At 42.5% G+C, this 26609-nt stretch carries 24 protein-coding genes and 1 riboswitch; of the genes, 19 read left to right on the forward strand and 5 right to left on the reverse strand.

The annotated features are described in order from the left end of the window. Positions 1 to 58 precede the first annotated feature (58 nt). The 5 genes from KHM83_RS01630 to KHM83_RS01650 all read right to left on the reverse strand — a co-directional run bounded on the left by KHM83_RS01630 (position 59) and on the right by KHM83_RS01650 (position 4674). A complete protein-coding gene (locus KHM83_RS01630; protein WP_213235156.1) occupies positions 59 to 730 on the reverse strand; it encodes a GntR family transcriptional regulator in 672 nt (223 codons plus the stop codon). 107 nt (positions 731 to 837) lie between these two features. Next, complete coding sequence (locus KHM83_RS01635) at positions 838 to 1812, reverse strand: ABC transporter ATP-binding protein (RefSeq protein WP_213235157.1); 975 nt, start codon at positions 1810 to 1812, stop codon at positions 838 to 840. After that, a complete protein-coding gene (locus tag KHM83_RS01640; RefSeq protein ID WP_213235158.1) occupies positions 1809 to 2849 on the reverse strand; it encodes an ABC transporter ATP-binding protein in 1041 nt (346 codons plus the stop codon). The genes KHM83_RS01635 and KHM83_RS01640 overlap by 4 nt, the downstream gene beginning before the upstream one ends. Before the next feature lie 16 nt (positions 2850 to 2865). Continuing rightward, positions 2866 to 3732: an ABC transporter permease gene (locus KHM83_RS01645; protein ID WP_246542820.1), complete on the reverse strand. Its 867-nt coding sequence runs from the start codon at positions 3730 to 3732 to the stop codon at positions 2866 to 2868. A 9-nt stretch (positions 3733 to 3741) separates the two neighbouring features. After that, the gene (locus KHM83_RS01650) at positions 3742 to 4674 is read right to left on the reverse strand and encodes an ABC transporter permease (protein ID WP_213235159.1); all 933 of its coding nucleotides are present in this window, start codon (positions 4672 to 4674) and stop codon (positions 3742 to 3744) included. Positions 4675 to 4848: 174 nt separating this feature from the next. On the opposite strand from KHM83_RS01650, the gene KHM83_RS01655 reads away from it, so the two are divergent. The 19 genes from KHM83_RS01655 to KHM83_RS01740 all read left to right on the forward strand — a co-directional run bounded on the left by KHM83_RS01655 (position 4849) and on the right by KHM83_RS01740 (position 26462). Continuing rightward, positions 4849 to 6810, forward strand: coding sequence for an FAD-dependent oxidoreductase (locus tag KHM83_RS01655; RefSeq protein WP_213235160.1), 1962 nt, complete (start codon positions 4849 to 4851; stop codon positions 6808 to 6810). Next, complete coding sequence (locus KHM83_RS01660) at positions 6797 to 7081, forward strand: 4Fe-4S dicluster domain-containing protein (RefSeq protein WP_246542821.1); 285 nt, start codon at positions 6797 to 6799, stop codon at positions 7079 to 7081. Before KHM83_RS01655 ends, KHM83_RS01660 begins: the two co-directional genes overlap by 14 nt. 106 nt (positions 7082 to 7187) lie before the next feature. Then, a complete protein-coding gene (locus KHM83_RS01665; protein WP_213235161.1) occupies positions 7188 to 8204 on the forward strand; it encodes a M42 family metallopeptidase in 1017 nt (338 codons plus the stop codon). A gap of 18 nt (positions 8205 to 8222) precedes the next feature. Next, positions 8223 to 9794 carry an ABC transporter substrate-binding protein gene (locus KHM83_RS01670; RefSeq protein WP_213235162.1) on the forward strand — a complete coding sequence of 524 codons (1572 nt, stop codon included), beginning with the start codon at positions 8223 to 8225 and terminating at the stop codon, positions 9792 to 9794. Between the two features lie 72 nt (positions 9795 to 9866). Further along, on the forward strand, positions 9867 to 11099 hold the full coding sequence (locus KHM83_RS01675; protein WP_213235163.1) for an amidohydrolase family protein: 1233 nt from the start codon (positions 9867 to 9869) through the stop codon (positions 11097 to 11099). Between the two features lie 23 nt (positions 11100 to 11122). Continuing rightward, positions 11123 to 11257: a hypothetical protein gene (locus KHM83_RS19825; RefSeq protein ID WP_281415016.1), complete on the forward strand. Its 135-nt coding sequence runs from the start codon at positions 11123 to 11125 to the stop codon at positions 11255 to 11257. Between the two features lie 328 nt (positions 11258 to 11585). Next, positions 11586 to 12029: a hypothetical protein gene (locus KHM83_RS01680; RefSeq protein ID WP_213235164.1), complete on the forward strand. Its 444-nt coding sequence runs from the start codon at positions 11586 to 11588 to the stop codon at positions 12027 to 12029. Positions 12030 to 12037: 8 nt separating this feature from the next. Further along, the gene (locus KHM83_RS01685) at positions 12038 to 12697 is read left to right on the forward strand and encodes a response regulator transcription factor (RefSeq protein ID WP_213235165.1); all 660 of its coding nucleotides are present in this window, start codon (positions 12038 to 12040) and stop codon (positions 12695 to 12697) included. Positions 12698 to 12784: 87 nt separating this feature from the next. Further along, positions 12785 to 12969, forward strand: a riboswitch (cobalamin riboswitch). Positions 12970 to 13130: 161 nt separating this feature from the next. Next, positions 13131 to 14225, forward strand: a complete 1095-nt coding sequence (locus KHM83_RS01690) for an ABC transporter substrate-binding protein (protein WP_213235166.1) — start codon at positions 13131 to 13133, stop codon at positions 14223 to 14225. Beyond that, entirely contained in the window at positions 14226 to 15365 is a 1140-nt protein-coding gene (locus KHM83_RS01695) for a FecCD family ABC transporter permease (RefSeq protein WP_343213095.1), read from the forward strand. Continuing rightward, the gene (locus KHM83_RS01700) at positions 15362 to 16144 is read left to right on the forward strand and encodes an ABC transporter ATP-binding protein (RefSeq protein ID WP_213235167.1); all 783 of its coding nucleotides are present in this window, start codon (positions 15362 to 15364) and stop codon (positions 16142 to 16144) included. The genes KHM83_RS01695 and KHM83_RS01700 overlap by 4 nt, the downstream gene beginning before the upstream one ends. A gap of 14 nt (positions 16145 to 16158) precedes the next feature. Further along, positions 16159 to 16494 (forward strand): CGGC domain-containing protein, encoded by a 336-nt coding sequence (locus KHM83_RS01705; RefSeq protein ID WP_213235168.1) that lies wholly within the window; start codon positions 16159 to 16161, stop codon positions 16492 to 16494. Positions 16495 to 16745: 251 nt separating this feature from the next. Further along, positions 16746 to 17978 carry a hypothetical protein gene (locus KHM83_RS01710; protein ID WP_213235169.1) on the forward strand — a complete coding sequence of 411 codons (1233 nt, stop codon included), beginning with the start codon at positions 16746 to 16748 and terminating at the stop codon, positions 17976 to 17978. A gap of 417 nt (positions 17979 to 18395) precedes the next feature. Further along, entirely contained in the window at positions 18396 to 19334 is a 939-nt protein-coding gene (locus KHM83_RS01715) for a carboxymuconolactone decarboxylase family protein (RefSeq protein WP_213235170.1), read from the forward strand. Between the two features lie 743 nt (positions 19335 to 20077). Beyond that, positions 20078 to 21115: a tripartite tricarboxylate transporter substrate binding protein gene (locus tag KHM83_RS01720; RefSeq protein ID WP_213235171.1), complete on the forward strand. Its 1038-nt coding sequence runs from the start codon at positions 20078 to 20080 to the stop codon at positions 21113 to 21115. A 112-nt stretch (positions 21116 to 21227) separates the two neighbouring features. Further along, positions 21228 to 21776, forward strand: a complete 549-nt coding sequence (locus tag KHM83_RS01725; RefSeq protein ID WP_213235172.1) for a tripartite tricarboxylate transporter TctB family protein — start codon at positions 21228 to 21230, stop codon at positions 21774 to 21776. Continuing rightward, the gene (locus KHM83_RS01730) at positions 21776 to 23290 is read left to right on the forward strand and encodes a tripartite tricarboxylate transporter permease (RefSeq protein ID WP_213235173.1); all 1515 of its coding nucleotides are present in this window, start codon (positions 21776 to 21778) and stop codon (positions 23288 to 23290) included. Before KHM83_RS01725 ends, KHM83_RS01730 begins: the two co-directional genes overlap by 1 nt. Then, positions 23290 to 24135: an MBL fold metallo-hydrolase gene (locus KHM83_RS01735; protein WP_213235174.1), complete on the forward strand. Its 846-nt coding sequence runs from the start codon at positions 23290 to 23292 to the stop codon at positions 24133 to 24135. The genes KHM83_RS01730 and KHM83_RS01735 overlap by 1 nt, the downstream gene beginning before the upstream one ends. A gap of 248 nt (positions 24136 to 24383) precedes the next feature. Then, entirely contained in the window at positions 24384 to 26462 is a 2079-nt protein-coding gene (locus KHM83_RS01740) for a sigma 54-interacting transcriptional regulator (protein WP_213235175.1), read from the forward strand. The last annotated feature ends 147 nt before the right edge of the window (positions 26463 to 26609 follow it).

Genomic DNA, 26609 nt, shown 5'->3' on the forward strand with positions numbered 1-26609 from the left:
TAAAAAAGTCAGCATCCCTAAAACAGTGGATGCTGACTTTTTTGGTATTGTTTATTGTTTATTGCTTACCGTTCAACTTCGCCGATACGTTAAGCGCCAATGTCATATCTTTATCAAGATGAGCTTTAAAAAGGCTTTTAGCAGTGTCAATATTGCCGTTTTGCAGTGCTGTGTTAATAGCTGCGTGATCTTCTTGAATATGCAGAGCATTTTGCGATTCAAACTGATAGAGATTATAGAGCAGCGTCGTTTGCGCACGCAGTTTTTTTGCGGCAATTTCAAGCCTTGAATTGTTGGCATACGTATAAAAGATTAGGTGAAAGTCATCAGAGTAATCGCGCCATTTAGCCATGTCACCACTGGCAAGCGCATCTTCAGAATCTTGAATAATCAGATTGAGTTTGGCTAAAAACTCTAATTTTTTTGGACTGTTCATTGCATATTGCAGTGCGAGGCAATCCAAGTCGCCATTAAACTGAAAAATCTCTTTAATGTCGTTTTCATTTAATGTGACAACGGTTACGCCCACATTTGAATAATAGGTAACCAAATTGTCTTCAACCAGCCGCGTCAAAGCTTCGCGAATAGGTGTATGACTGACATTAAAACGTTCTTTCAATGCTTTAAGCGTCAGTTTTTCGCCGCATTTTATTTCCTGATTGAGAATATCCTCTCTTAAAATCCTGTAGATTTGCTCTGATAGCGTCAATTTATTGATGGTCAATGACATACACTTCTCCTTCTATCTCTCTGTATTTACTTTAACATTTTGATATGTTGAAAGCAACTGCCGAACACATGACTTTACCGCTCCATTAGATAGGTGGCAATAAGGGGTCATTTTTGCGCCATATAGGCTTTAACAGCACTTGGACAAGCGACGAAGTGTTTTGGTTCAACTTCAATAAGTTCAGATTCATAATGGGCACATTGCTCGCCGCAGCCGGGACAACGCTGTGCAAAACGACATCCGGGAAGCGGGTTAATTGGACTGACGACTTCGCCTTTTACGGTTTCGATTGCCTTATGCCGCATGCTTGAACTCGGAATGGGAATAGCGGACAACAAGGCTTTTGTATAAGGGTGAACAGGATTTTTAAAAAGTACCTTTGAAGGTGCCATTTCAACACACTGGCCAAGGTACATGACCGCAATATTGGTCGAAATATGTCTGACAACACTTAAATCATGTGTGATAAAAAGATAAGTCAGAGAGAGCTCTGCCTGTAAATCCATCAATAGATTCAAAATTTGTGCTTGGATGCTGACATCCAGTGCAGAAACGGGTTCGTCACAGACGATGAAACGCGGTTTCATCGCAATAGCGCGCGCGATTCCAATACGCTGACGCCTTCCGCCGTCAAGTTCATGGGGATAGGCCATGGATAGACGCTGTGAAAGACCGACGAGTGCCATAAGACGATCCACTTCCTTCATTAACTCTTTTTTATTTGAAATAATTTTATTGACAATGAGCGGTTCTGCAATAAGTTCTTTAACAGTCATTCTCGGGTTGAGAGAAGCGTAAGGATCCTGAAAAATAATTTGCATATCACGGCGAACATCTGCGAGTTCTTTACGGTTTAACTTGGTAATATCGCGACCATCGTAGCGGATAATGCCATCGGTTGGCTCGACGAGTCGCAGCAGTGTTCTACCAAGCGTACTTTTACCACAGCCCGATTCGCCGACGACGCCGAGGGTTTGCCCCTCAAAAATGCTTAGACTGATATCGTCAAGGGCGTGTAATTTTCCCTCTTTGACGGGAAAGTATTTTTTTAAGTGTTCAATTTCTATAATCGGCTGTTTCATGGATTAGCTCCTTTATCGGGTTCGGCGGTATTGGTATCAGCTTTGCCGGAATCCGACGGAGATTGCGCGATGTCGGAAAACAGGTGGCACTTGATCTGATGCTTGCCGGAGATCGTATACGTTTTAGGGGCTTCTTGACAAATTGGCATGACTTTAGGACAACGGTCCATGAATTTGCATCCAACAGGCAAATTAGTCGGATCCGGCATTAAGCCGTCTATGGTATAGAGGCGTTCAACATCCTGATCAAGGCTTGGAATAGAGCCAAATAAACCTACCGTATACGGATGATGTACAGGGGCATCAAAGATATCCTCCATCATGCCGTATTCAACGATTTCACCGGCATACATAACGGCGACTTCATCGCAGGTTTGTGCGACAATGCCGAGGTCATGCGTGATCATAATCATGGCTGTTTGCAGTTCAGATTTCAAATCGTTTATCATTTGAAGGACTTGCGCCTGAATGGTGACGTCCAGCGCCGTCGTTGGTTCATCAGCGATAATAAGTTTTGGCTTGCATGCCAATGCAATGGCGATGATAACACGCTGTTTCATACCGCCTGAGAATTGATGCGGATAGTCGCCTTTACGCTGAGGTGAAATGCCGACCATTTTAAGCGAAGCATCGACGCGATCTTCAATGTCATCACGAGACATCCCGTCTGGATTGTGGAGAATCAAAGCTTCGGCAATCTGTTTGCCAATGGGAATGACGGGATTTAATGCTGTCATAGGATCCTGAAAGATCATGGCGACTTTTTCACCGCGAACTTTTCGCATGGCTCTTTCAGAGTAAGTGAGTAAATCTTCGCCTTCAAATTCAATTTTGCCGGATTTAATGATCCCGGTTCTGTCCGGCAGCAGTCTTAGAATTGACAGTGCCGTCGTCGTCTTGCCGGCACCGGTTTCGCCGACGATTCCCAGCGTCTGCCCTTTATGAATAGCAAACGAGATGCCGTTGACTGCGGCGACTGTTTCCAAATCCGTCTGATAGGCGACGGCAAGATTTTCTATAGAAAGTAATGGTTTCAATGGATACCTCGCTTTTTCAGTTTTTCAGTTTAGGGTCTAGTGCATCACGCAGACCATCGCCAACTAGGTTAAAGGAAAGTGCCGACATGAGAATGGCAACCCCAGGGAAATAAAGCAAATAGGGTGCTTTAAACATATACTGACGTGCTTCTGAGAGCAGTGACCCCCATTCCGGCGATGGCGGCTGAACCCCCATCCCAATGAAGGAAAGGCCTGCGGCAGAAAGAATCATAACAGCAATACTCATGGTTGTATTGACGATAATTGGTCCCATGGCATTTGGCAAAATATATTTTAATATAATGCGAAAATCCGAAGTGTTGTAAGACTGTGCGGCTTCAATATAATCTTGATCGGCGATTGAAATGACGACAGACCGTACCAGCCGTACTGTGCTTGGAATACATGAAATCGTAATGGCAATCAAAAGATTTCTAAGGTTGGCACCTAATGCGGCGACGACGGCCAATGATAAGAGAACGGGGGGTATCGACATGATGACGTCCATCAGTCGCATGACAAGATTATCAAAACGACCGCCGTAATAACCGCAAAAGGCACCTAATAAACCTCCAATAATGAGGGAAATAACACTGGTTGAAATACCGATAAGCAATGAGTAACGTGAGCCGTGTACGACTCGGGCGGCAAAGTCACGTCCTAAGTGATCGGTTCCAAAAGGGTGCGCCATACTTGGACTTAAAAGCCGGTCCGTACCAACTTGTTTAATGGCTTTTTCATAAGGCACGATGAGATCGGCAAAAATGGCGACAAATAAAATAATAAGTAATAAATATAAACCAATCATGGCAGAATGATTCTTTTTAAATCGGCGCCAGATTTCTCTGAGCGGATGATTGTCTCGTAATAATTTCAGTTTCAAGCGTGCCTCCTATTTTGCGTACTTGGATTTAATGCGCGGGTCGATAAAGGCATAGAGCAAGTCGACGATGAGCATAATAATGGAAAAGAGAAATGCCAGTAAAAGCGTACTAGCCAGTACGACTGGTATGTCCTTTTGCCGGATCGCCGTTACAATATGTGTGCCTAGACCAGGCATGCCGAAGACGGATTCGATAATGATTGCACCGCCCAATGAAGCGCCAAAGTTCATCCCAAGTGAGGTGATAACTGGGAGCAGGGCGTTTTTAAGCGCATGGTGAATGATGACGCGTTGTTCGCCGGCACCCTTTGCTCGCGCTGTGCGAATGTAATCCTGCCGGATAGTCTCCAACATGGTTGACCGCGTTAAGCGCAACAGGCCGGCGGCACTTCCCACCGATAATGTAATGGTTGGCAATACGAAATGTTTCCATGTATCGACACCGTTTGAGGGAAGCCATCCGAGTTTTAGTGAAAATAGCAGCATGAGCATGAGTCCGAACCAGAAGCCGGGAATGGCTGCAAAGAACATCGCTAAAATAGTAAAGAAGCTGTCAATATAAGAATATTGCTTGACGGCAGAAACGATGCCAAGCGTAATCCCTGTAATGGAGCTGAGGATAATAGAAGCCACTGCCAGTTTAAATGTGTGTGGAAACTTTGATAGGATTTCGATAAAGACAGGTGTACGTGTACGGTACGAGATACCAAAGTCAAAATGCACGACGATGTCTTTAACGTAATTGAAAAATCGAACCAAAAAAGGCTGATAATAGCCAAGTTCCGTATTTAACTGCACAATGTCCTTTTTGTCTGCGGTCATGCCGAGTATCAATGTGCCCGGATCGCCAGGTGTTAAACTCATAATTGCAAACACGAGGAAGATAGAGCCCAAGAGTACGGGGATCGTCAGAACCAAGCGTTTAAATACATACCTTGCCATATGTGCCTCCTAAAAAGAACTAAAAATTTATCTTAGCTTAGCACAAATATTAAAATTCAGCAATATATTTTGTATTTAATATGTTGCAAAATCCAAAATAGTCTGATAATATGACTGAAAAGGTCACAATTGATGAACAATCGCTGATGACCAATCTAACGAAAGGAAAATATCATGAACGATATAGAATGGCAGTATCAATCTGAAATTTCAAAAACAGCTTATCATGATAGCGACGTTCTGGTACTTGGCGGCGGTATAGCAGGCTGTATGGCGGCAATAGATGCAGCAAAGAGCGGTATGCGCGTAACCGTGGTGGAAAAAGCTGGCATTAAGCGCAGTGGCGCAGGTGGCTCAGGTTGTGACCATTGGGAAAATGCAGCGACTAATCCGGGTTCGACCGTTTCAGCAGAAACGTTGACCGCTGCAATGATGGATGATAATGACGGTTACAACAATGCTATATCACATTATATAGAAGCACGTGAAGGCTGGCATTATCTCTCACAAATTGAAACAATGGGTGGCAAAATCAGAGATGATGAAGATCTCTATAAAGGGGCCGCTTTTCGAGATGAAAAGACGAAACTCCTTTACGCTTATGATTATGATAGCAAAACGACGCTCAGAATTTGGGGGTCTACTTTTAAACCGGCAATGGTTAAAACGATGCGTTCACTTGGCATTGAAATTGTCGAACATACGATGGTAACTAGTTTGCTGACAACGGAAGAAGGTGTGACAGATTCGCAGCGTACAAAACGTTGTATTGGTGCAATGGGTTTCCAGACGCGAACAGGCGCTTTTCATGTATTTCATGCAAAATCTGTGATTATGGCAATGTCAAGACCTGCAAGGATCTGGTTGTTTTCCGCTTCATACCCCGGCATTTGTGAATTTAGGCCAATGTCTTGTATTGGTGACGGCCATGCGATGGGCTGGCGTGCCGGTGCAGAGTTTAATATGATGGAAAAGTCAGTGCGAGCACAGTTTTCTTCATCCGGACGTTCTTTTCCGCCTTACAGTACGGGAAATAATCACAATACGTGGTATCCTGCTTCCATGGTTGATTCAAGAGGAAAGACTATTCCGTACATGGATCGTGACGGCAATGTACTCGAACGCGTTGAAGATCGTTTTAAACCAGCGAACAATCAAGCCTTTTTCTTAAAGGGCGGTAATATTGAACAGGCAAAATATGCTTATGACGGTCCGGAGACAATGCCTTATGAAAAACTAAATGAGCTGGGGTACAAATTGCCGTTTTATGCTGATTTAACGGATATGCCTGAGATGGAACGCGATATTATTTGGGGCATGATGGTTGGTGAAGAAGGCAAAACGAAAATTCCTGTGCTGAAGCATCATACAGATGCCGGTTTTGATCCGAAACGCGATGTTCTGCAGTGCTATGGAGTCGGCTGGCAAAGTGCTTCATTCTTGCCGCAAGAACGCCAGTTATTTGGTCTTCCAGGCGGTTTTATGAACGACTGGCACCTTGAAACAAATATTGAAGGCCTTTATGCTGCCGGTGATGCATTATTCTCTTCAAACTGTTATGGTCATGCCGCTTCAACAGGCGGTTATGCCGGCAGACATGCTGCGGAAGGCGCTAAAAATCGCACACTTCTCAAAGTATCACCTGAAACTGTTGAAGCTGAAAGAGCGCGTGTTTATGCACCGCTTTACAGAGCATATGAAAGCGGCATGACGTGGAAAGAACTCAATCACGGTATTGCCAAAACGATGCAGCTGCATTGCGGCGAAATAAAAGAAGCCAATCTTTTAAAGGCAGGTCTTTCAATGCTTGAAACGTATGAAGCAGAGATGATCCCGCAGACAGTTGCAGCGAATCCTCACGAGCTGATGCGGCTGCATGAAGTCTACAATATTTTAACGGTATCTCAGTTGATACTCGAAGCATCACTATCACGAAAGAAGAGTGTTCCGAAACTGGAGTTTTATCGTAATGACAGTGATGAAAGCGCAGAAGAATCATTTATCGTCATTAAGCAAGAAGCGGGTAAAGTCTATTGTCGCGATGTATCACTCAATTTTGCAGGCGATGATTTAAAAGCAGCCTATGAACGTTTTAATCCTTCAATGGCTGCTGTGAAAGGAGATGATGATCATTAGTGCCTTTTCATTAAAACGCGTTTTACCGGCAATGCCAATTCACATTGATGAAGCTAAGTGCATTGGCTGTATGAAATGTGTGGATAATTGTCCCATTGATCTCTTTATGCCCTCAGCACAAAAGGGCGCAAAACCAATCGTCGCCTATCCGGAAGAATGTTGGTATTGTGGCGTCTGCGCTATGGAATGCCCCAAAGATGCCATTCGCCTTCAGCACCCGCTTATGAACAGACCTAAATGGGTGGCGAAGACATCTTTGCATGAAGAATAACAATCACCATGAGAAAATGCGAATCACCATGTGGTAGAATGGTGATATTGCCAGAGAAGACGTTGGCGAAAAACATAATTACAATCATATGATATAGGAGAGACTCATGGATACTTTAAAGGAATTGACACAGTTGTGGGGTGTCGCAGGACGTGAAAAAGCTGTTCGCTTGTATATTAAAGATGCCGTTTTGCCATATGTTGATGCTTGTTATGCAGATGCACTTGGAAACCTGATTGCCGTTAAAAAGGGTAATGGCAAAGGTAAAAAAATCATGATGGCTGCGCATATGGATGAAATCGGACTCCAAGTCATTAAAATTGAACCGGATGGCCGAATTAGAGTGCATGCTGTCGGCTGGGTGTGGGCTGCATCGCTTTACAATGACAAAGTGATTTTTCAAAACGGCGTCATCGGCGTCGTTGGATGTGACGGCAAAATTGAGGATGCAAAAAATGACAGTGCGAAACTGTACATTGATATTGGTTGCAAAACGAAAGAAGCGGCAGAAGCACTTGTCAATATTGGCGACTATTGCGGTTTTATCGGGCCATACTACGAACTTGCCAATGACTGCATCTGTGCGAAATCGATTGATGACCGCGTTGGCTGCTATATTTTAATGGAAGTGATCAAAAACATTAAAGCGCCCATTGAAAATGATCTGTATTTTGTATTTACAGTACAAGAAGAAGTGGGCTGTCGAGGGGCAGTTGTCGCAGCAGAACGCATTAAGCCGGATATTGGACTCGCCATTGACATTACGCCGGATCATTTTTATCCAAGCGACTTGATGGGGCAAAATCAAGTTGGCGGCGGTGTAGCCATTAAGATTGGCGATCCATCGGCAATGGTTGATGAAAAACTCTACGATCAGATGATTGCTTGCTGTGATAAAAACGATATTAAGTATCAAAGAGACGTGATCAATCGCGGCGGTACCGACATTTCCAGTATCAATCAGTCTTATGAAGGGGTTCGCGTTGCGGGGATGTCCGTTGTGACACGCTATCCGCACAGTCAAAGCGCATTGATTGCAAAGGAAGATGTCAAGGCTACAATAGACCTCATCAAACATTATGTACAAGAGTCTTTTGTGTTTGATGATGAGATATACAAATAAATCCATGAGGGGGATACTATGAAAAGAAATTTAATGTTAATGCTGATGATTTCAGTGCTGCTTGTAGCGCTGACAGCATGTGGCGGTTCGTCAAGTGAACCGGCAGGAGAAGCGCAATCAAATGAATCGAGCAATACAGCTGCATCATCTGGTGGGGAGGCAGCCGGTGCTGTCAAGGATTCAATTGTCCTCGCTGTCCAATCAGACGTGACAACACTGCACCCATCCGATACGAGTACGACACCGGAAATGGACATTACGGATCAGATTTATGACAAATTGATGGACATTGCACATGACGGATCAGGCTTTTATGTACCGAGAATTGCCGAAAGCTATGAGATCAGCGAAGATGGGCTCGTGTACACTTTCCATCTTAGAGAAGATGCAACATTCCATGACGGTACTCCGGTTACAGCGGAAGATGTAAAATTCTCAGCAGAGCTGTATCAGGCTTCAAAATTCCAGGGGTCGTTGGTAGACGGTCTTTCATCCATTGAAGTGATTGATCCATATACAATCGCGTTCAAGACGGATGAGATGTATTCGCCGTTTTTAGAAAATGTTATCAGCATTAAAATCGCTTCAAAAGCATACCACGATTCTGTTGATGAGATGACATTTGCCAATAATCCAATTGGGTCAGGCCCATATCAATTCGTTTCACATGATGCCGGCAGCAAAATCGTCTTAAAAGGTTATGAAGGCTACTACGAAGGGGCACCAGCCATTAAAGATGTAACGTATAAAGTTCTTACGGATGATACAACGGTAGCCATTGCACTTCAAACAGGTGAAATTGATTTTTCCGATATTACGGAATCAAATTACGCCAACCTTGAAGGCGTTGACGGCATTGTCATTGAACAAGTTCCTATGTCTCGATTTGGTTTTATATCAATGAACTATGATAAAGCACCATATAATGACGTGAAATTTAGACAAGCAGTCTCTTATGCCATTGACAGAGAAAAACTCATCAATCTTGCAATGGATGGACTTGGTATAGTCAATTCCAATATTTTGAGCCCACTGCGATTTGGTTACTCCGAAGATCAGCCGGAATATACCTATGATCCTGAAAAAGCAAAACAACTGCTTGCCGAAGCAGGGATTACGACGCCTTATGATTTAGGTGTTATGTACATTGCAGAATCTTACAGCACGCAAGCACAAGTTATCCAAAGCGACTTAGCAGAAGTTGGTCTCAATGTAACACTTGAAATCTTGGAATTCAATGCTTATATTGACAAACTAATGAATGGCGAATGCGGCATTACAATGCTGTCGATGAGTCTTGAAGGTTCAACGCAACAATATGCGATGGCATTCCAATCACAATTTATTGGTGCTGCGAATAATGTTCGTTACTCAAACCCTGAAATTGACAAACTCTTTGATGAGGCTGCAAAAGAAGTTGATCCGGTTAAACGTTTTGACCTATACAATGCGATTTTCACAAAAGTTCAAGAAGATGCTGTCTACGTTGTTCTTTACAATAGCATTGGGTTATATGCACATAGTGATGAACTGACATGCCATCCATTTGTTCTTGAAGGACGCTACCGTATTTACGATTTTACATGGTAGTAAATGATTGATAAAATCAGCATTTGCATTTTGACAACAACAGATATTGCTAACAGTTGATTAGGAGCGGTCATGATTTTAATTCAAAATACCAATGTCCTTACCATGCAGGGCGATGAGGTTCTAGAGAACGTTGACGTTCTGACGGATAAGGGTAAAATTATAAAATTGGTAAAACATGCACCAAATTATTCTGAAAAAGATGTGCGAATTGTCAAAGGCGAAGGGCGTTATTTAATGCCCTCGCTATTTGATGCACATGCGCATCTCAACTCAAGTGAAATGAGTTACTTGTTCATCGCCAATGGTATTACGGGGATTCGTCATTTAAGTGGTGGCGAAATGGCCATGGCTTTTGCCGCTTCCATTGAACGTGGTGAGCATATTGGGCCTAATGTCTATGCATCCGGGCCAATATACGATGGTTCAGAGGCGATAGATAAATCACCGACATACCGATATATCGCAACAAAGGAAGAAGCGATCAAGGCGGTTGATGATACCATCGCCGAAGGTTACCGATGGGTAAAAACATACCCTGCTATTTTACCGGAACATTTGGAAGCTTTAATGGCGCACGCCCGTGAACGAGGGATTAAAGTCTGCGGCCACATGAGCTATCATGTTGATCACAAGACATTGTGCGACTGGGGTTACCACTGCTGCGAGCACAGCAGCAGTTTACCGAATGATCCGGAATCGATTGCCTATTTAGCAGAAGCCGGCATGTGGTTTTGTCCAACACAAGTTGTCTGTGAAACGTTGCCGGATTATGTGTGGAATAGGAAGAAGCTGACGGATTTGCCGCATTATGAGTATGTGCCGCAAAAAATTCGCGACTTTTGGGAAGCTAAAAATGAGAAAATCATCGAAGGCTATAAAAGACGTGGTATGAAACCGGACATTAACGTCGTTATTAATCGCGGCAAAACTTTTATGGCGCATTCAAAACGCGTCATGGCAGGCAGCGACACGATGTATCCCGGTATGATTGCTGGTTTTTCACTGCATGATGAACTCTATAAATTGGTACACCTCTATGGTCAAACCAACGGGGATGTCTTAAGGATGGCTACGGTTAATCCCGCGGCCTATATAGGGCTTTCGGATTGCAAAGGACAAGTACGTGTAGGCTTTGATTCAGATCTGCTCTTGCTAAACGGCAACCCACTTGAAGATATCACAGCAACACAGAAAATTGAAGGTGTCATGAAGGGTGAAACCTATTACGACAGATCTGCGCTTGATGACTTGTTAAAACGATCTCAGACGGAACCCGTTGATTTTTTTGAAAGATTGTTTTAACATGAAAGCAGGGGCGGATGACCATGTCAAAGTATAAACGGACACCTGAAGAGCGACAAAATTTGATGCGCATTGTCAAAATGTTTATGAAGAGTATGCTGGTGGGGATTGCAATGGTTCTCGTTGCAGTCTGTATTTACCAGTTCTTTATCTTTTGAAATTCGCAGTCATCATAAAATAAATAATTGAGACAATTGCATTATTGACAATTTCCTCAATTGACAGACTGAGTCTGACCAGTTAAACATCTGCGCCAATGCGCAGATGTTTTTTGCATAAATGGGATGATACGAAAATATGTCTGTAATATGGAATAATATGCCATAATATGCCTGTGCTACGCGGAATTATGCTTGTAATATACGAAAATACGCCTATAATATGTGATAATACGCTTGAAATACGCCCGCTGGTGTATAGTCGAAGCAGCGGCGGTTGCGTTATGATGTGTCAAAAGGAACGATTATATTATTCTAGGAGGTAATAATGATGTATTTAATTGGAATTGGTATTTTTCTAGCTTTTGTCGTCTTTTTGACTTTTGTAGCTTCTGGTTACGCGCTCTACATTGATTTTCCAAGCGTTATCGTTATACTGGGAATGACGATTCCGGTGTTGATGGCATCTGGACTCATAAAAGATTTTGTGAATGGCTTTAAACTGATGAATCAGCGAGAAGTGATGTTTTCTAAAATGGAAATTCATAAAATTGTGATTGCAGTGACATTGGGGATTCGTACGATTCTGGTTTCATCGTTTTTGGGTGTACTCGCGGGCGGTATAACAATTTTGGCACAACTCTCAACAATCGAAAGTATTTTGCCCTCTCTTTCTGTCGATTTTATCATATTATTTTATGGCCTTATTTTTATAACCATTTTATTGCCGATTCGCGCTAAAGCGGAAGCTGTGCTTAAAACGATGGATTAGGTGAGCAGATGCAGTTTAATCATTTGAAATGGATGGGACCGATTGTCTATTTGATCGTCGTCATCACACTTTTTAAAATAAATATTGGCATTCTGATCCAGCCATTGCCGCTGATAACAGTTTTGGGAGGCGGCGTAATTCTAGCAGCCAGCCGTAGGCGTGACAGCACTCGATGGTTGGACGCTTTTGGCACAGGCGTGCTGTATGCGGGGGCACTAGCGAGCTTACTGCTTTTGTTATCGGCGGCATTAAGTGGTTTGAACGCGCTGGCTGAAGCATTTGTACCGGGAATCTATGCGGGTTTTGTCTATTTGATTATTCATTTTTATCAGGGCAAACCGGAAGGCGCCGTTATAAAATCGGAAGAGCCTGAACAAACACAATTGGCAGGTGATGATCGTTCCCCAGTGAATACCTTGCGATCGGACTGGGATTCTGAACGTACTGCGACGCCGTTTTTGCTTGCTTATGCCCTGACACCTCGTGAATCACACGTAGCGCTGAAGATGATTCAAGGTATGGACAATCGCAGTATTGCAGAATCGCTTTTTATTTCAGAAGCAACCCTTAAAAAACACGTTCAAAATATCTATCGGAAATTGGATTGCCACGACCGTCAAAGTTTTATGACGGCATACATGACGTTTATAACCGCTAAAAGGGGATAAAAACGCGCGAACAGGCTGTATTAGTGAATTATAGCTTTTTCCTAATTGACTGCAACGGTGAAACGAGATACAATCTACTTAGTAAAAATGAATAACGCCAATATAGGTCCGCTCATTCCTTGCGGATAATAGGGAAGTCAGGTGAAATTCCTGCACAGTCCCGCTGCTGTAATAGCTGAGTCGTTTGCAAATGCCACTGTCTTCTAAAGATGGGAAGGCGCAAATAATGAAGATGCTTAAGTCAGAAGACCTGCCTGTATTGATTTGCTGAAAACTCTACGGATGATAGAGGGCAATCAAGGTCTGTTTCTTTTAGATTCTTATAAGCTGCCATCATACCGATGTGCAGTTTTTTTATTTAGATAAGACGTTTTCCGCCATCCGACAGCATTGCGATTTCATTTTGTTATCAGTATGATTTGAGGAGGATATAATGAAAAAAACAATGTTTAGTGTCGCACTTGTATTGGTCCTGATCTTTGGCATGACAGGATGCGGTGCAAAAAGTGAGACCCCAGTACCTGAAAGTTCCCCCGCAGAGAACACCCCAGCTGAAAGCACTCCTGCTGAAAGCGATGCCGCTCAAAGTGAAAGTGCTTCAAATGAAACGTCAGCGTCTTCTGAAGGCGATGATTCGTATTACCCAGTGACGGTAACGACGTATACGTATGCAAAAGAACCCATTGAAGTAACGTTTGAAAAGGCACCTGAAAAAGTATTTGCCGTCTATCAGGATTCTATTGAGACACTGCTGGCACTAGGGCTAGAAGAGCGAATTGTCGCTGGCGCAGGTCTGGACCAAGATGTGAAGGCAGATTACCAGTCTGCATTTGAAAAGGTGAATTATCTTACAGAATTTACGCCGGATAAAGAAAGTGTTATCATGCTCGAACCCGATTTTATTTTGAGCTGGTATTCTTATTTTAGTGATAAACGGTTAGGGGAAGTAACTTACTGGCATGATCGCGATATTCAAACCTATATTATGCTCAATTCTGGATGTGCGCCTGAAAGAGTACTCGAAAATGAATATACGGATATTCTTAATTTGGGGATTATTTTCAATGTAACGGATAAAGCAGAAGCCATTGTAGCAGAAATGCGTGAAGCTGTTGAACAAGTTGCGAAAAAAGCTGGAGAAATGGATGTGAAGCCAAGTGTACTTTTGATGGAAGTTGAAAAGGACGGCATTCGTGTTTACGGTGATAATACACTTGGCGGCGATATGATTAAGCAGCTTGGCGCGGACCTCGTCGTTGCACCAGAAAACCATATGAGTAGTGAAGACTTAATTGAGACGAATCCTGATGTGATCTTTACCGTCTATTTCGGAAGTTCGGATAGTATTGCCGATGCTGAAGCTGCGGTTTCAAAATTAGTGGATGATCCAAAATACCAAAGTCTTACGGCTATTCAAAACAACCGCGTTTATGCCATTTCCCTTGGCGAAATGTATTGCAGCGGTACGCGGACATTAGACGGCATCAATCGATTGGCAGAAGGTATTTATCCGTCGATGAGCGAATAGATGATGACGACAAAGCAAGATAAATTGGCAGAAGGTACTGTTCACTTGAAGGAATCGACTGCTGAAGAAAATGTAAAAATGAAAAAGATGCGTTTAAGAATTGGTTATGGTCTGACCGTATTGCTGCTGATTGTCGGTATTGTGATATCGGTTGGATTGGCTGTTGCCATTGGATCGACGACGATCCATGCAAAAGATGTCTATCGCGTTATCTGGTATGAGTGCTTTCATCCGTCTGCGCTTGCAGACTACGCATCCGGTGCAATCCACGATGTAATCTGGCTGATTAGATTACCGAGGATAATGCTTGCCGTTGCCGTCGGTGGTGGACTGGCGATTTGCGGTATTGTTATGCAGGCATTGGTGAGAAACCCGCTGGCGGATCCTTATCTGCTGGGCATCTCATCTGGTGCGTCACTGGGGGCTACCGTTGCTATACTGCTTGGCGTGGGCACATTTTTTGGAGAGAATTATGTGGGGATTGTCGCCTTTATCGGCGCATTCTCCGCATCCATTCTCGTTTTAACCATTGCCAATACAGGATCAAGGGCAAATCCCGTAAAACTTTTACTGTCAGGTCTTGCGGTCAATGCAGTTTTCTCGTCGTTTTCAAGCTTCATTGTCTATGTGGCAAATGACAAGGATGGTATCCAAGATATTACCTTTTGGCTGATGGGAAGTCTAGGCGGGGCGAAGTGGTCCAATGTCATTTGGATTTATATCGTCGTCTTTGCAGGCATGTTCTTTTTCATGACGCAGTATCGCACCCTGAATATGATGCTGCTAGGTGATGAAGTGGGCATTACCCTTGGGATATCACTGCATGCACCAAGACAGTATTATATGATTATCACATCCTTGATGATTGGTTTTATTGTCTTTGCATCGGGCATGATTGGCTTTGTCGGTTTGATGATGCCGCATTTTGCCAGAATGCTCTTTGGAACGGATCATAAAAAAAATATGCCCATTGCCTTTTGCTTTGGTGCGATTTTTATGATCTGGGCAGATGTATTGTCGAGGATTGTGATTCCCTACACCGAACTTCCCATCGGGATATTTGTTTCTATGTTTGGCTCACCATTTTTTATCTACATGCTCGTACGCAGACAATACGGATTTGGAGGCGGGAAATCGTGAAATTAACCTGTGAAAATATAAATGTAACGCTGGATGATAAGGAAATCGTCAAGTCGCTGACACTGCATGCAGCGGATAACGCCTTTGTCGGTATTGTTGGGCCCAACGGATGCGGGAAGTCGACGTTCTTGAAAACGGTTTATCGGGTGTTAAAACCAAAAGCGGGTACTGTCTTTTTAGATGATGCCAATGCATTAAAAATGAGCTATCGGCAGTCGGCGCAGAAACTGGCAGTCGTTGCACAGCACAATCATCAGGACTTTGATTTCACGGTGGGAGAAGTGGTGATGATGGGACGTGCACCACATAAACGTGCATTGGAAAGGGATCACGCCGAGGATTTTAGAATTGTCAATGATGCACTTGATCGCGTTCAGATGGGTACATTTAAGGAACGCTTGTTTGCCAGTCTATCCGGTGGCGAACAGCAGCGTGTCATTCTAGCAAGAGCGCTGGCACAAAAAACACAGTGCCTTATATTGGATGAACCAACCAATCACCTCGATATAAAATACCAGCTTCAAATGCTGGAACTCGTTAAGTCAATGAAAATGACGGTTGTTGCCGCGATTCACGATTTAAACCTTGCTATGATGTATTGTGACTACGTTTATATTATGGACGCCGGCAGGATTGTAGGGCACGGCAAACCTGAGGATGCATTGACAGAAGCGATGATCGAAAAAGTATATGGTGTTCGTGTTAAGCATATGACGGATCCTGAAAGCGGTTGCCGCATGCTGGCATTTTTGCCGTCCAATAAAACGCATATCATATAAACGAGGGGTGGATCATGAAACGCATTGCAATTTTATCATGTTTGGAAGCAACCGCCGTATGTAGCGGCGCAGCATGTTTCAAAGCACTGAACAGCCGAATGGCGTCATTTGAACGGTATCGCGATGAGGCTGTTGAAGTCGTTGCTTTCTGGCACTGCAACGGATGCCAGTGTGACTATCAAAAAGACGCTGCTTTTCTCGAAAAAATTGAAGCAGTTGTTGCCCTTAAACCCCATGCCGTACACATTGGGAAATGCACCGTTACAAATGGGCAGCGTTGCTCAGTCATAACCGATATAGCGTCATATTTGGAAGTGCATGACATTCAGATTATTCAAGGTACACATTAGGCGCTGTTTTTAAATAGAAACAGTCAAGAGTACGGAATGAATCGTTTGAGGATCGGCATTGTCCTGAGAATTGGATTCTCATTGGAAAAATGTACAGAAATTTGAACAGTTTTTTGATAGGATAATACGGTGTTTGAATAATGCCTTGGCATTTCCAACGCTTTCGTGTTTTGGCATCGGATTTGCAATATGTGTTCACAAGCGTTTGTTCTTTATAGGGGTATGAAGACAAATTGAAAGGTTGGGGTGAAATGAACACATATCAAATCGAAAGAAGATTTAAGAATCCTCTTGTGAGCGGCGTTATCGCCGTCCTTTTGGCGACGGTAATTGCATCGGTTTTTTGGCCGATTTGGGGGCTGATCGCTAAAAGCATTATCTCAGTGCTCGCTGCAACGGGTTTAGCGCAGTGTGAACCGGCTGCGGCGAGTGCATATATCAAAGATGTCACTGAAGGGACTTTCTTCTGGATGTCCATTAATTCTTGGATCTGGTTTACACTTATCTTTAGTAATTACGGTAAGTATGCAAAAACGCACAGTCAGCCTGCTGCCGGTTTCCGCTACAGTATCCTCGCATTTTTATCAGGTATTTTGGGCTATTTCATTCTTGTAGGTCTTATTGGCATATGGTGGAAACCGTTTAATCTAGGCATTATGCTGATGCCGAAGACAGCAGCAGAAGTTGCGCTGGCAACAGAGGGATGGGCGGCTGCAAACTTCTATGCAGTACCTGTACTCATCTGCCAAATTGCATACGTTGCACTCTTTGGCAAATGGCCATTCACGAAAGCGGGCGCACCTTGGGATAGCTTTGGCGCTATGATGACTTCAACCGTAGCGGCACTACTTGTCTGGTTCGCCATGTTTGTGCCTTCATTTCTTAAGTTTCAGCTTGCAGGTGAAGCTGCTGTCATACAGCCAATGGGCTCGTTCCCATCGGTTTTGGCATGGTGTCAGTGTTTTATCGTCTGGTTTCTGTTTCCGGTTATTTGTACAGAAGGATATCCGGCAAAAATCTTTGCAAAAGAACAGCCGGCAAGAGGTTTTATCGGTTTTGCGATTGCCTTTGTCATGGCATTTGTCATGCGTGCTGCACTAAGAGTCGTTTTAGGACCGTTGGATTTATTAAATGGTCAGCCCGTTGACTTGGTGGTAACGTCGTTTGTACTTTCTATTATTACAGTTGGTTTGACATGGCATCATCAGTTCTTCGACTTTCCTGATAAAGAAAAGATGCCAAATGAAGTGCCGCGCGTTTTAACCAGATTGCTGATTGTTCTTGTCCTCGGGTCAATTTTCGGTGTCTTTTGGATGAAGACATACACTTATCTGCCATTTGGTGCCAATGATATGGGACTCGGGTATCCGACGCTGGGCCTTATTGCAGGTCAGTTCCTGTATATGATGCCAATGCTGTTCCTGAACACGTTCTTCGACAAATGGCCATTGACAAAAGTGGTAATGGTCAAGGAAGACAAGTAATTTTTAGACAGCTGTATGCAGAATAAGTTGTATAAAAAGGTCGTACAAAGTGCCTGTAGAATAAACATCTGGTACAAATACCGCTCATTTTGAGAAGCAGTGATTGAAAAGCCTCGATTCTTATCGTCAGAAGAATCGAGGCTTTTTGCGATACAATTCATAACGTTTAATACACGAAGCATTAAACGTTATGGATTATTGCTGCAGGCAGTAGATAAGCAGCTGCTCTCACATCTTCCTCACATTTGCCCGCTATACTTTCAGTAAACGAATGTGTATGAAACACAATGACAAATTGGAGGCAAATCATGAAGAGAATGAGCTATTTTTTCGCTAATATCCGGCTGGGTAGTCGATTTAGCGTTTCAATAAACTGATGGATGAAATAAAACAGATATGATGAATGAGGAGGTTCAAATGAAATTTTTTAAGCGTTTTGTTATCAGTTTTACAGTATTCAGTATGGTTATAGCCAATGCCGGATTTGGTGCGGCGGCGACAGCACAGACGGTATCCGAAAATGCAGCGGCAAACGATACAATGATGGAAACGGAGGTTGCTGTTGAAGGAAGTGTGTGGACACCACTTGAAACGACGGCGCGTACTGAGCAGGCAAAAGTTAATTACGATTTGCTGTTTGGCGACCTGACGTCAACGATGAATGTTGATAATCCGGAATATGTAGACAGCATTAATAATTTTATTTACGGTGATATCTTCAATCAAAGTGATTTGCTGGATTTTAAGCAAAAAGAAATGATTGCACTGGTTTCACTGACAACAAATCGTTCCTATGAACTGTTAAAACTGCATGCTGTCGGTGCTGTTAAAGCGGGATTAACACCTGAAGAAGTGATGGAAGCTGTTTATCATTGTACGCCTTACGTCGGCATTGCAACAACTTATGAAGCGGTCTATGCGGTTACAGAAGCATTTAAAGAAAATGAAATTGAGATGCCGCTGACGCCTCAGACAATCATTGAAGACGATATGCGCTATACTGCCGGAAATGAAGCACAAGCAGCTGTGTTTGGCGCATTTATGCGCCGTGACAAAGATACTGTTCAGGATGATATTTCAGTATATGTGACAGAATGGTGCTTTGGTGACTTTTACACACGCGGTACAATTGATCTTGAGACACGCGAAATGTTAACCATGTGCATTTTAGCGAATACGGGCGCCGATCAACTGCGTGCTCATGTTTTTGGTACGCGCAATGTCGGATTCTCACAAGAAGCAATTATGGCGGCCATAACGCAGTGTATGCCCTATATGTGGACACCACTGACATTATCGGCAGTGAGCGTTGTCAATGATGTATTCGCACCTGAAGATTCAGAAGCTCAGGAATAAGTTCTTTATAACAATTACTTCAATAGAAAAAGAATGAAGCACTATTTAACAAGCAGTTAATTCACAAGGCTGTTACTGTTAAATGGTGCTCTATTTTTTGTTGGGATGTATTTTTTTATTAGTAGTTAAAAGCGGTTTGACAACAATGTCACAAAATTTGAGAAACTGCATACAAAGCAGATTAACCTCTTTGCCTGAGTCCAAATCGCCGCTGTTTTCAAGGATTCTGAGAGTATAATAAGGCGAAAATTGCTAGGCGGCGTCGCCCCAGCATGTTACAATCAATAGTGTCAGAAACGATGCTGATACTATCTTAGATAATAAAACCGATAAAGAGCGGCGTCAAAACATTCAAATGTGAAATGTCGTGGTTTCAATCGTGAAATTATCATGACACAAAATTAACATATCTGATATGAGGACATTGTATTTTCAATAGATTAAGCTAAAAATTGAAATTGGCATCAATTTTGCAATTATATTTTAGTAACGTCTATTGAAAGGGGGAAAAGTGTTTCAAACGATGTTAATACTGACATGTTATCTAAGCAAGATGTGAGGCTATAAGGTTTGGCTAATGAAAGCATTGATTAAATTGGGATGTTGATGCATCAAAGAAATGGCTATGCATTTGGCAGTGTAGACAACCAGAAGGGCCAAGTTCTCATTATTAGAAAGAAACATGTCTTAAATGTTGTAAATTCATATTTGGTATTTGAAAATTAAAATGCAAAGAGAGGTTTATGATGGGCAAATTAATCAACAAAAAAGTATTGGTATTAGGATTGATTGTACTAATGATGATGATGACTGCGTGTAGTCAAAGCACACCTGACCAACCAAAAGCTGAGACTCCCGCAACAACTGAAACGACCGAATCAACTGAGCAGCCAGCTGAAACTGAAAATGCAGCAGATGAGTGGCCAAATCAGCCAATTAACATTATGGTACCGGCATCTGCAGGCGGTGCAACCGATATTTTCTCTAGAACGTTAGGCGAATATATAACGGAAGCAACGGGTGCCCCAGTTGTTATTACAAATATGTCAGGGCTTTCCGGTTATGAAATGGTACGTACCCAAGAACCGAATGGCTATAATTATGCAATGGCAATTACAGGACTTTTAATATCAAAGGCCCAAGGTGATTTGCCATATGGTCATGAAGCGTTTGACCCAGTGACATCAATTACAGCAGATCGTACAACGGGTATTATCGTCAGAGGCGATTCCCCTTATCAAACACTAGCAGATTTATTTGAAGCCATTAAGGCTGATCCGCAGTCTATAACAGGCGGTATTTCAATGACGGGCTACCCATACCTTTACATGCTCGCTATTGAAGATATGCTTGGCTCTGAAATGTACTGTGTCGATGCAGGAAACTCAGCAGAAAGAAATACAGCGCTTCTTGGCGAACAAGTTGATTTTATTATTTCAAACGCTGCCGTAACAAAACCATATTTAGAATCAGGAGATTTTAGATATTTGGGAATCGCAGCACCTGAGCGCAATGAATTTATCCCTGATGTACCAACATTTGAAGAAGAAGGGTATGACCTTGTATTCCCAAGTCAAGGAGCCTATGTTGTTGCACCAAAAGGGACAGATCCAGAGGTTATCAAAAAATTCAATGCGATACTGTCTGAAATATTTGATAAAGATGACTATCGCGAAAAAATGATGGGTATGAATTTTGCAGTTGGCGCTGGGCTTACAGTGGAAGAAACGCAAGCTGAACTTGATGAATCTGCAAAGGTCTTTGAAAAATATACTGAATAATAATACGACAGCCAACTTTGGCTAGATATTCAAAATAGTGTTTAGAGCAGCTTGGATGAATCGATCTAAGCTGCTTTAAAAAAGATTACGTGATTTTTGGAGGTAATAAATTATGGCGAAAAGGATTGACGCACTGATTAGTTCAATCATATGTGCCTTTCACCTGTACAGTGATATTGTCATGGGTGTTCTCGTAGCTGGCGCATCTGCTTTGCTATATGTCAATGCATCTCACTTAAAAATATCATCTCAGTCAATAACATCATTAGACAGTGCGCAATTTGTACCAAAACTGACATTTGGCATTTTGATTGTTCTGGGAATTATAATCGCTTTGCAAGGCATAAAGAAAATAAACGCAAACAGGGAGACGCTGCCAAGTGGCGATGTATTAGCCGCGTCTATTATAGGCTTTAAACGTTCTTTTATAGCCGTTTTGAGTATTGCAATCTTTATCTTTTTAATGACGCGATTAAGCTTTATTATAGCGGCGATTATCTATTTAGTCTTTAGTATGTATTATATGGTGGAAAGACGTGGTTGGAAACACAAAACTTATTTTATCGTTGCGATAACGATTTCGGTATCATGTTACTATTTATTTGACCGATTCATCTACGTTAAGTTACCATTAGGATTTTTAAAAGGGGTGATTGGCTAATGACAGCACTTATAGGTGGTGCGGTTGCGCTGTTGACCGCAAAAAATATTATTCTGATGTTTGTAGGTGTCGTTGTCGGCATACTCTTTGGGGCTATCCCAGGTCTCAGTTCAACAATGGCCATTGCGCTCTTTTTGCCGGTTACGTTTGGTCTTAGTACTTATGAATCATTTGCACTATTAGTGGCATTATATATTGGCGGCGTCTCTGGTGGGTTAGTGTCTGCTATTTTGATTAATATTCCAGGATCTGCAATGTCGATTGCGACGACTTATGATGGTCATCCAATGGCAAAAAACGGTCAGGCTCACCGAGCACTTGGCATTGGCGTCATGTTTTCGTTTCTGGGAACGGTCTTTGGCCTTGCGATTATGATCTTTGCTGCACCTGTATTGGCGAGTTTTGCCATTACCTTACAGCCATTTGAATACTTTGCACTTTCTTTTATGGCTTTGACATTAATTGCCAGTGTCAGTGGTCAAAATATATTTAAAGGCCTTTTAGCAGGCTTTCTGGGCATTGCTTTTTCGACAATTGGCATGGCGCCAATAGATGGTGTTGTCAGGTTTACATTTGGCAATATTCAGTTGATGAATGGTTTTACCCTTCTGCCGGCCGTCATCGGTATGTTTGCTGTAACTGAAATTATGTTGAATGTTGTGAAACCAATTTCGGCGGATAAAATTGACCAACAGGAGCGAGAACATATTAAAGGCTTTGGCTTTTCAATGAAGGAAATGCTGGGACAAGCGAAAAACTTTATCGTTGCTTCGACCATCGGTACTGTCGTAGGCTTTTTGCCGGGAATGGGCGGCTCACTGGCGAATCAAGTGGCATATGTTGCGGTGCAGAAGACATCGAAACATCCTGAAAAGTTCGGGACGGGTATCATGGACGGTATCGTCGCTTCGGAATCTTCGAACAATGCCTCTATCGGTGGCGCAATGATCCCGCTTCTAGCACTCGGTATTCCCGGTGATGGGCCAACCGCGATGCTTCTAGGCGCTTTTATGATCCACGGTCTCGTAGCGGGACCGATGCTCTTTAAAACAAGTGGTGATCTCGTCTATCTTATTTTCGCAGCGTTGATTATTTGTAGTGTTATTATGGTGGTTGTTGAATTCTATGGTATTCGGCTCATCGTTAAGGCGCTGGATGTACCGAGAGAAATATTATATCCAGTCGTTATTACCATTTGCGTTGTCGGTGCCTATGCAACCAATAACAACATGTTCGACGTTTGGACGCTATTGGTCTTTGGTTTGTTAGGTTTCTTTATGGCAAAAGTAAAACTGCCTCGTGCATGCTTTGTCCTAGGATTTGTACTTGGGACGCTGGTTGAAACAAACTTAAGACGTGCAGTTCAACTTAGTCGAGGTTCTTTTATGCCTTTTGTAACGAGGCCTATTACGGCGGTATTGCTCGTTGTTGCCATCATTATTATTATAAGAACAGTTTGGGTTCAAATTATAAAACCGATGAGAAATTCAAAAACAAGTAAGGAGTCAGCATAATGTCTAAAGAGATAAAAGCAGTAAAAGAAACATTAGAAGAGCGGACACTTCGCATGCTGAATAATCCTTGGGATTTGTATAATGCACCTTTTAAAATCGTCGATGATGTTTATTTTGTAGGGACAAATTGGGTTTCGATCTTTTTGCTGGATACAGACGAGGGACTCGTTCTAATTGATTGCGCGATGCAAGAGACGCTTTATCTGCTCATTGATTCCATTCATCGCTTGGGATTTGACCCGCGTGATATTTCTAAAATATTATTGACACATGGTCATTTTGACCATGTTGGTGCAGTGAGATCACTTCAGGAAATCAGTGGCTGTGAAGTGTGGATTGGTGAAGGGGACGGCTTTTTCTTTACAGAACGTCGCGATCTAATTGTCTTTGAGGATCGTGTGCCGCCTTTTAAAATTGACCATTATTATGACTATAACCAAAAGATCCAAATAGGCGATTTTTCTATTGAGCCCGTTCACTGTCCGGGTCATACGCCGGGTACCTCGTCACTGTTTTTCGACATAGAGCGTAATGGTGAAGTGCTAAAGTGCGCTGTGCATGGCGGTCTTGGCGCAGCAGTCATGTCTAATGCATATCTAACGGCGAATAAGCTGCCGGTGTCGCTTCAAACTGATTATTTAAACAGTATTGACAAAGTTGTTGACCGAAAAGTCGATATTGTTCTGCCATCGCACGCAGGGCATTGTGTCGATCATGATTTCTTAAGCTTCGCCAATACAGATGGAAGCAAATTCATTGATCCTAGTGCGTGGCGACGCATGCTGCTTGCCAAAAAAGCGGAAATCGTTAAAATTATTGAAAATGAAAAAAACGAAACGCTATAAATCGTCATCATGATCCCCCTCTAAACAGCCATTGCAAATCACAGTTGATTGATTTGTAGTGGCTGTTTTTATCAGTCGAAAAATGATGGTACAGTACAATGATTAGCTGATTGCGAGATTGAGAAAAGTATTTGGATAAATCGAAAACTGCCATAGAAATATGGTATGATCAAAGAGAAAAAGCTATTGTATAGAAAACTGAAATAGTGTGATGGTATTGAAAATGAAGTTGAAAAGAGGTTTGTCCGATGAATAATGAGATAATTGTCATATCAACAACGGCTGCCGTTACAAAAAAGGTACATGAAGTACTCATTGCGCGAGCGTTGCCTTTTCCGGTATTTGAAGCAACAATGGAAGCGGCGCTGCAAATTTCTCAACGTGAAATTGCAAATGGCACGAAAGTCATTATTTGCAGGGGGGGGACCGCAACCTACCTTAGGGAACGCGTCGATGTTCCCGTAGTCGATATTCGCCATGGCTTTATTGACATTTATTTTTCTGTGAAAGAGGCAAAACTCATTTCAGATAAGATTGGCGTCGTCGGTTATAGCAATTTATGTGAAGCAGCTGCGGATTACATTAAAATTATGAATATGGATATGCCAATCTCTATCGTCAACTGCGATGAAGAAATCGAAGCAAAGCTGCTTGAATTAAAAGAACAGGGCATTGAAGTCTTTATCGGCGGTTTTCAGTTATTGGGGATTGCAGAAAAACACGGCGTTGCGCATATTATGGGTGAAGCAGACCCGGCAGCCATTAATCAATCAATTGATGAGGCACTACATGACTTGAAGATAGAACACGAACGAAAAGAAAAGTTTGAAACCATTAACGCTATCTTAAACTGTACTTCTGAAGGGATTATCGCAATTGATCAGTTTGGCAAGGTTTTGCATATCAATGAAATTGCGAAAAAGATTTTTGCCTATCAAAATGAAAGGCATATCAATGAAATTATCCCGAGCTCTCATTTGTTGGATACAGCGATCAATGGCAGTGAACATCTAGGTGAGTTTTTAAAGTCTGGCAGTGAAGCGATTGTTGTCAGCAGTGTGCCTATCAAAATGGAGAACCGTACGATTGGCGCGGTTGCGACGATACAGGAAGAAGTTAAAATACAGACGATTGACCATGAAATCAGAAAGAAAGACCTCGGGATCGGACACTTTGCAAAAAAGACGTTTAAGGACATCGTTGGGACATCTGTTGAGATTAATCAGGTGATGCGGCAGGCATCTCGATATGCGAAAGCGGACAGCACTGTTTTGATTCATGGTGAAACCGGCACCGGGAAGGAGATCTTTGCACAGAGTATTCACAATTATTCTAAACGCAGTGAGCAGCCTTTCGTTGCCATTAACTGTGCGGCGCTTCCAGAGAATATTTTGGAGAGTGAATTGTTTGGCTATGTAAAAGGCGCTTTTACAGGTGCGAGCAAGGAAGGGAAAGCGGGCATTTTTGAGCTTGCACATAATGGCACTGTTTTTTTAGATGAAATAGGGGAAATATCAACAAATGTTCAGGTAAAACTACTTCGCGTTATCCAAGAAAAAGAAGTCTCTCGCATCGGCGATGATAAAATCATTCCAATTAATGTAAGAATATTAGCGGCCACAAATAAGAATCTTATAGAAGAGATCCACAAGGGGAATTTTAGAGAAGACCTTTACTTTAGATTATGCGTCTTAGAACTTGAGCTCCCCCCTCTTAGAGCACGACGAAGTGACATTAAAGAGCTTGCAAACTATTTCATTGAGGAAAAGTCGTTAAAGAAAATTCGATTTACAAAAGAGGCACTCGATGTTTTTGAATCCTATGATTGGCCCGGAAACATCAGACAGCTTTCGAATGTCATCGAGCGGCTGATTGTCATCAGCGAAGACGGAATGATTTCAGAAGCACTTGTTCGAGATGCGTTAAAAGGTGCCAATATGCTGAGGCCGGATCGAAAACCGAGCAATCAAAAAACGTCTGATCTTGAAGTAAAACTCATTCGCATCATAGAGAACATGTTATCGGTCGACACGCAACTGAAGGTTGGTGAAAAGCCTTCTGCCAGTCAAATGGATGAGGCGGCTTCTGAGAATGACCGTGGGGATGACGATGGCGTTGAAGTAGCAGAAGCGAACAAGAAACCTGATATTATGCATCTTCGAAATGGCTTGGATATTGATCGCTATCTTGAGCAGCGGGAGGCTGAAATTATTGTAGCAGCTTTGGAGCGCTATGATGGCAATCGAGAGAAGACAGCTGAATTTCTGGGGATTAGTAAAGCGACCCTTTGGCGTAAAATGAAAAAGTTAGATTTGCTGTCGTCATAACGACAGCTTTTTTATTGCATTTCATTTTTGAAATGCTATCACAAAATTGAAATTAATGCCTCTTCAAAATCGAAATGAATTGTTGAATAATTCACGAGAACGGACTAAAATCAGGCGAATTTCAATGAAAATAGGGCATAATCTTTT

Source organism: Fusibacter paucivorans, assembly GCF_018390735.1.
Classification (GTDB): domain Bacteria; phylum Bacillota; class Clostridia; order Peptostreptococcales; family Acidaminobacteraceae; genus Fusibacter; species Fusibacter paucivorans.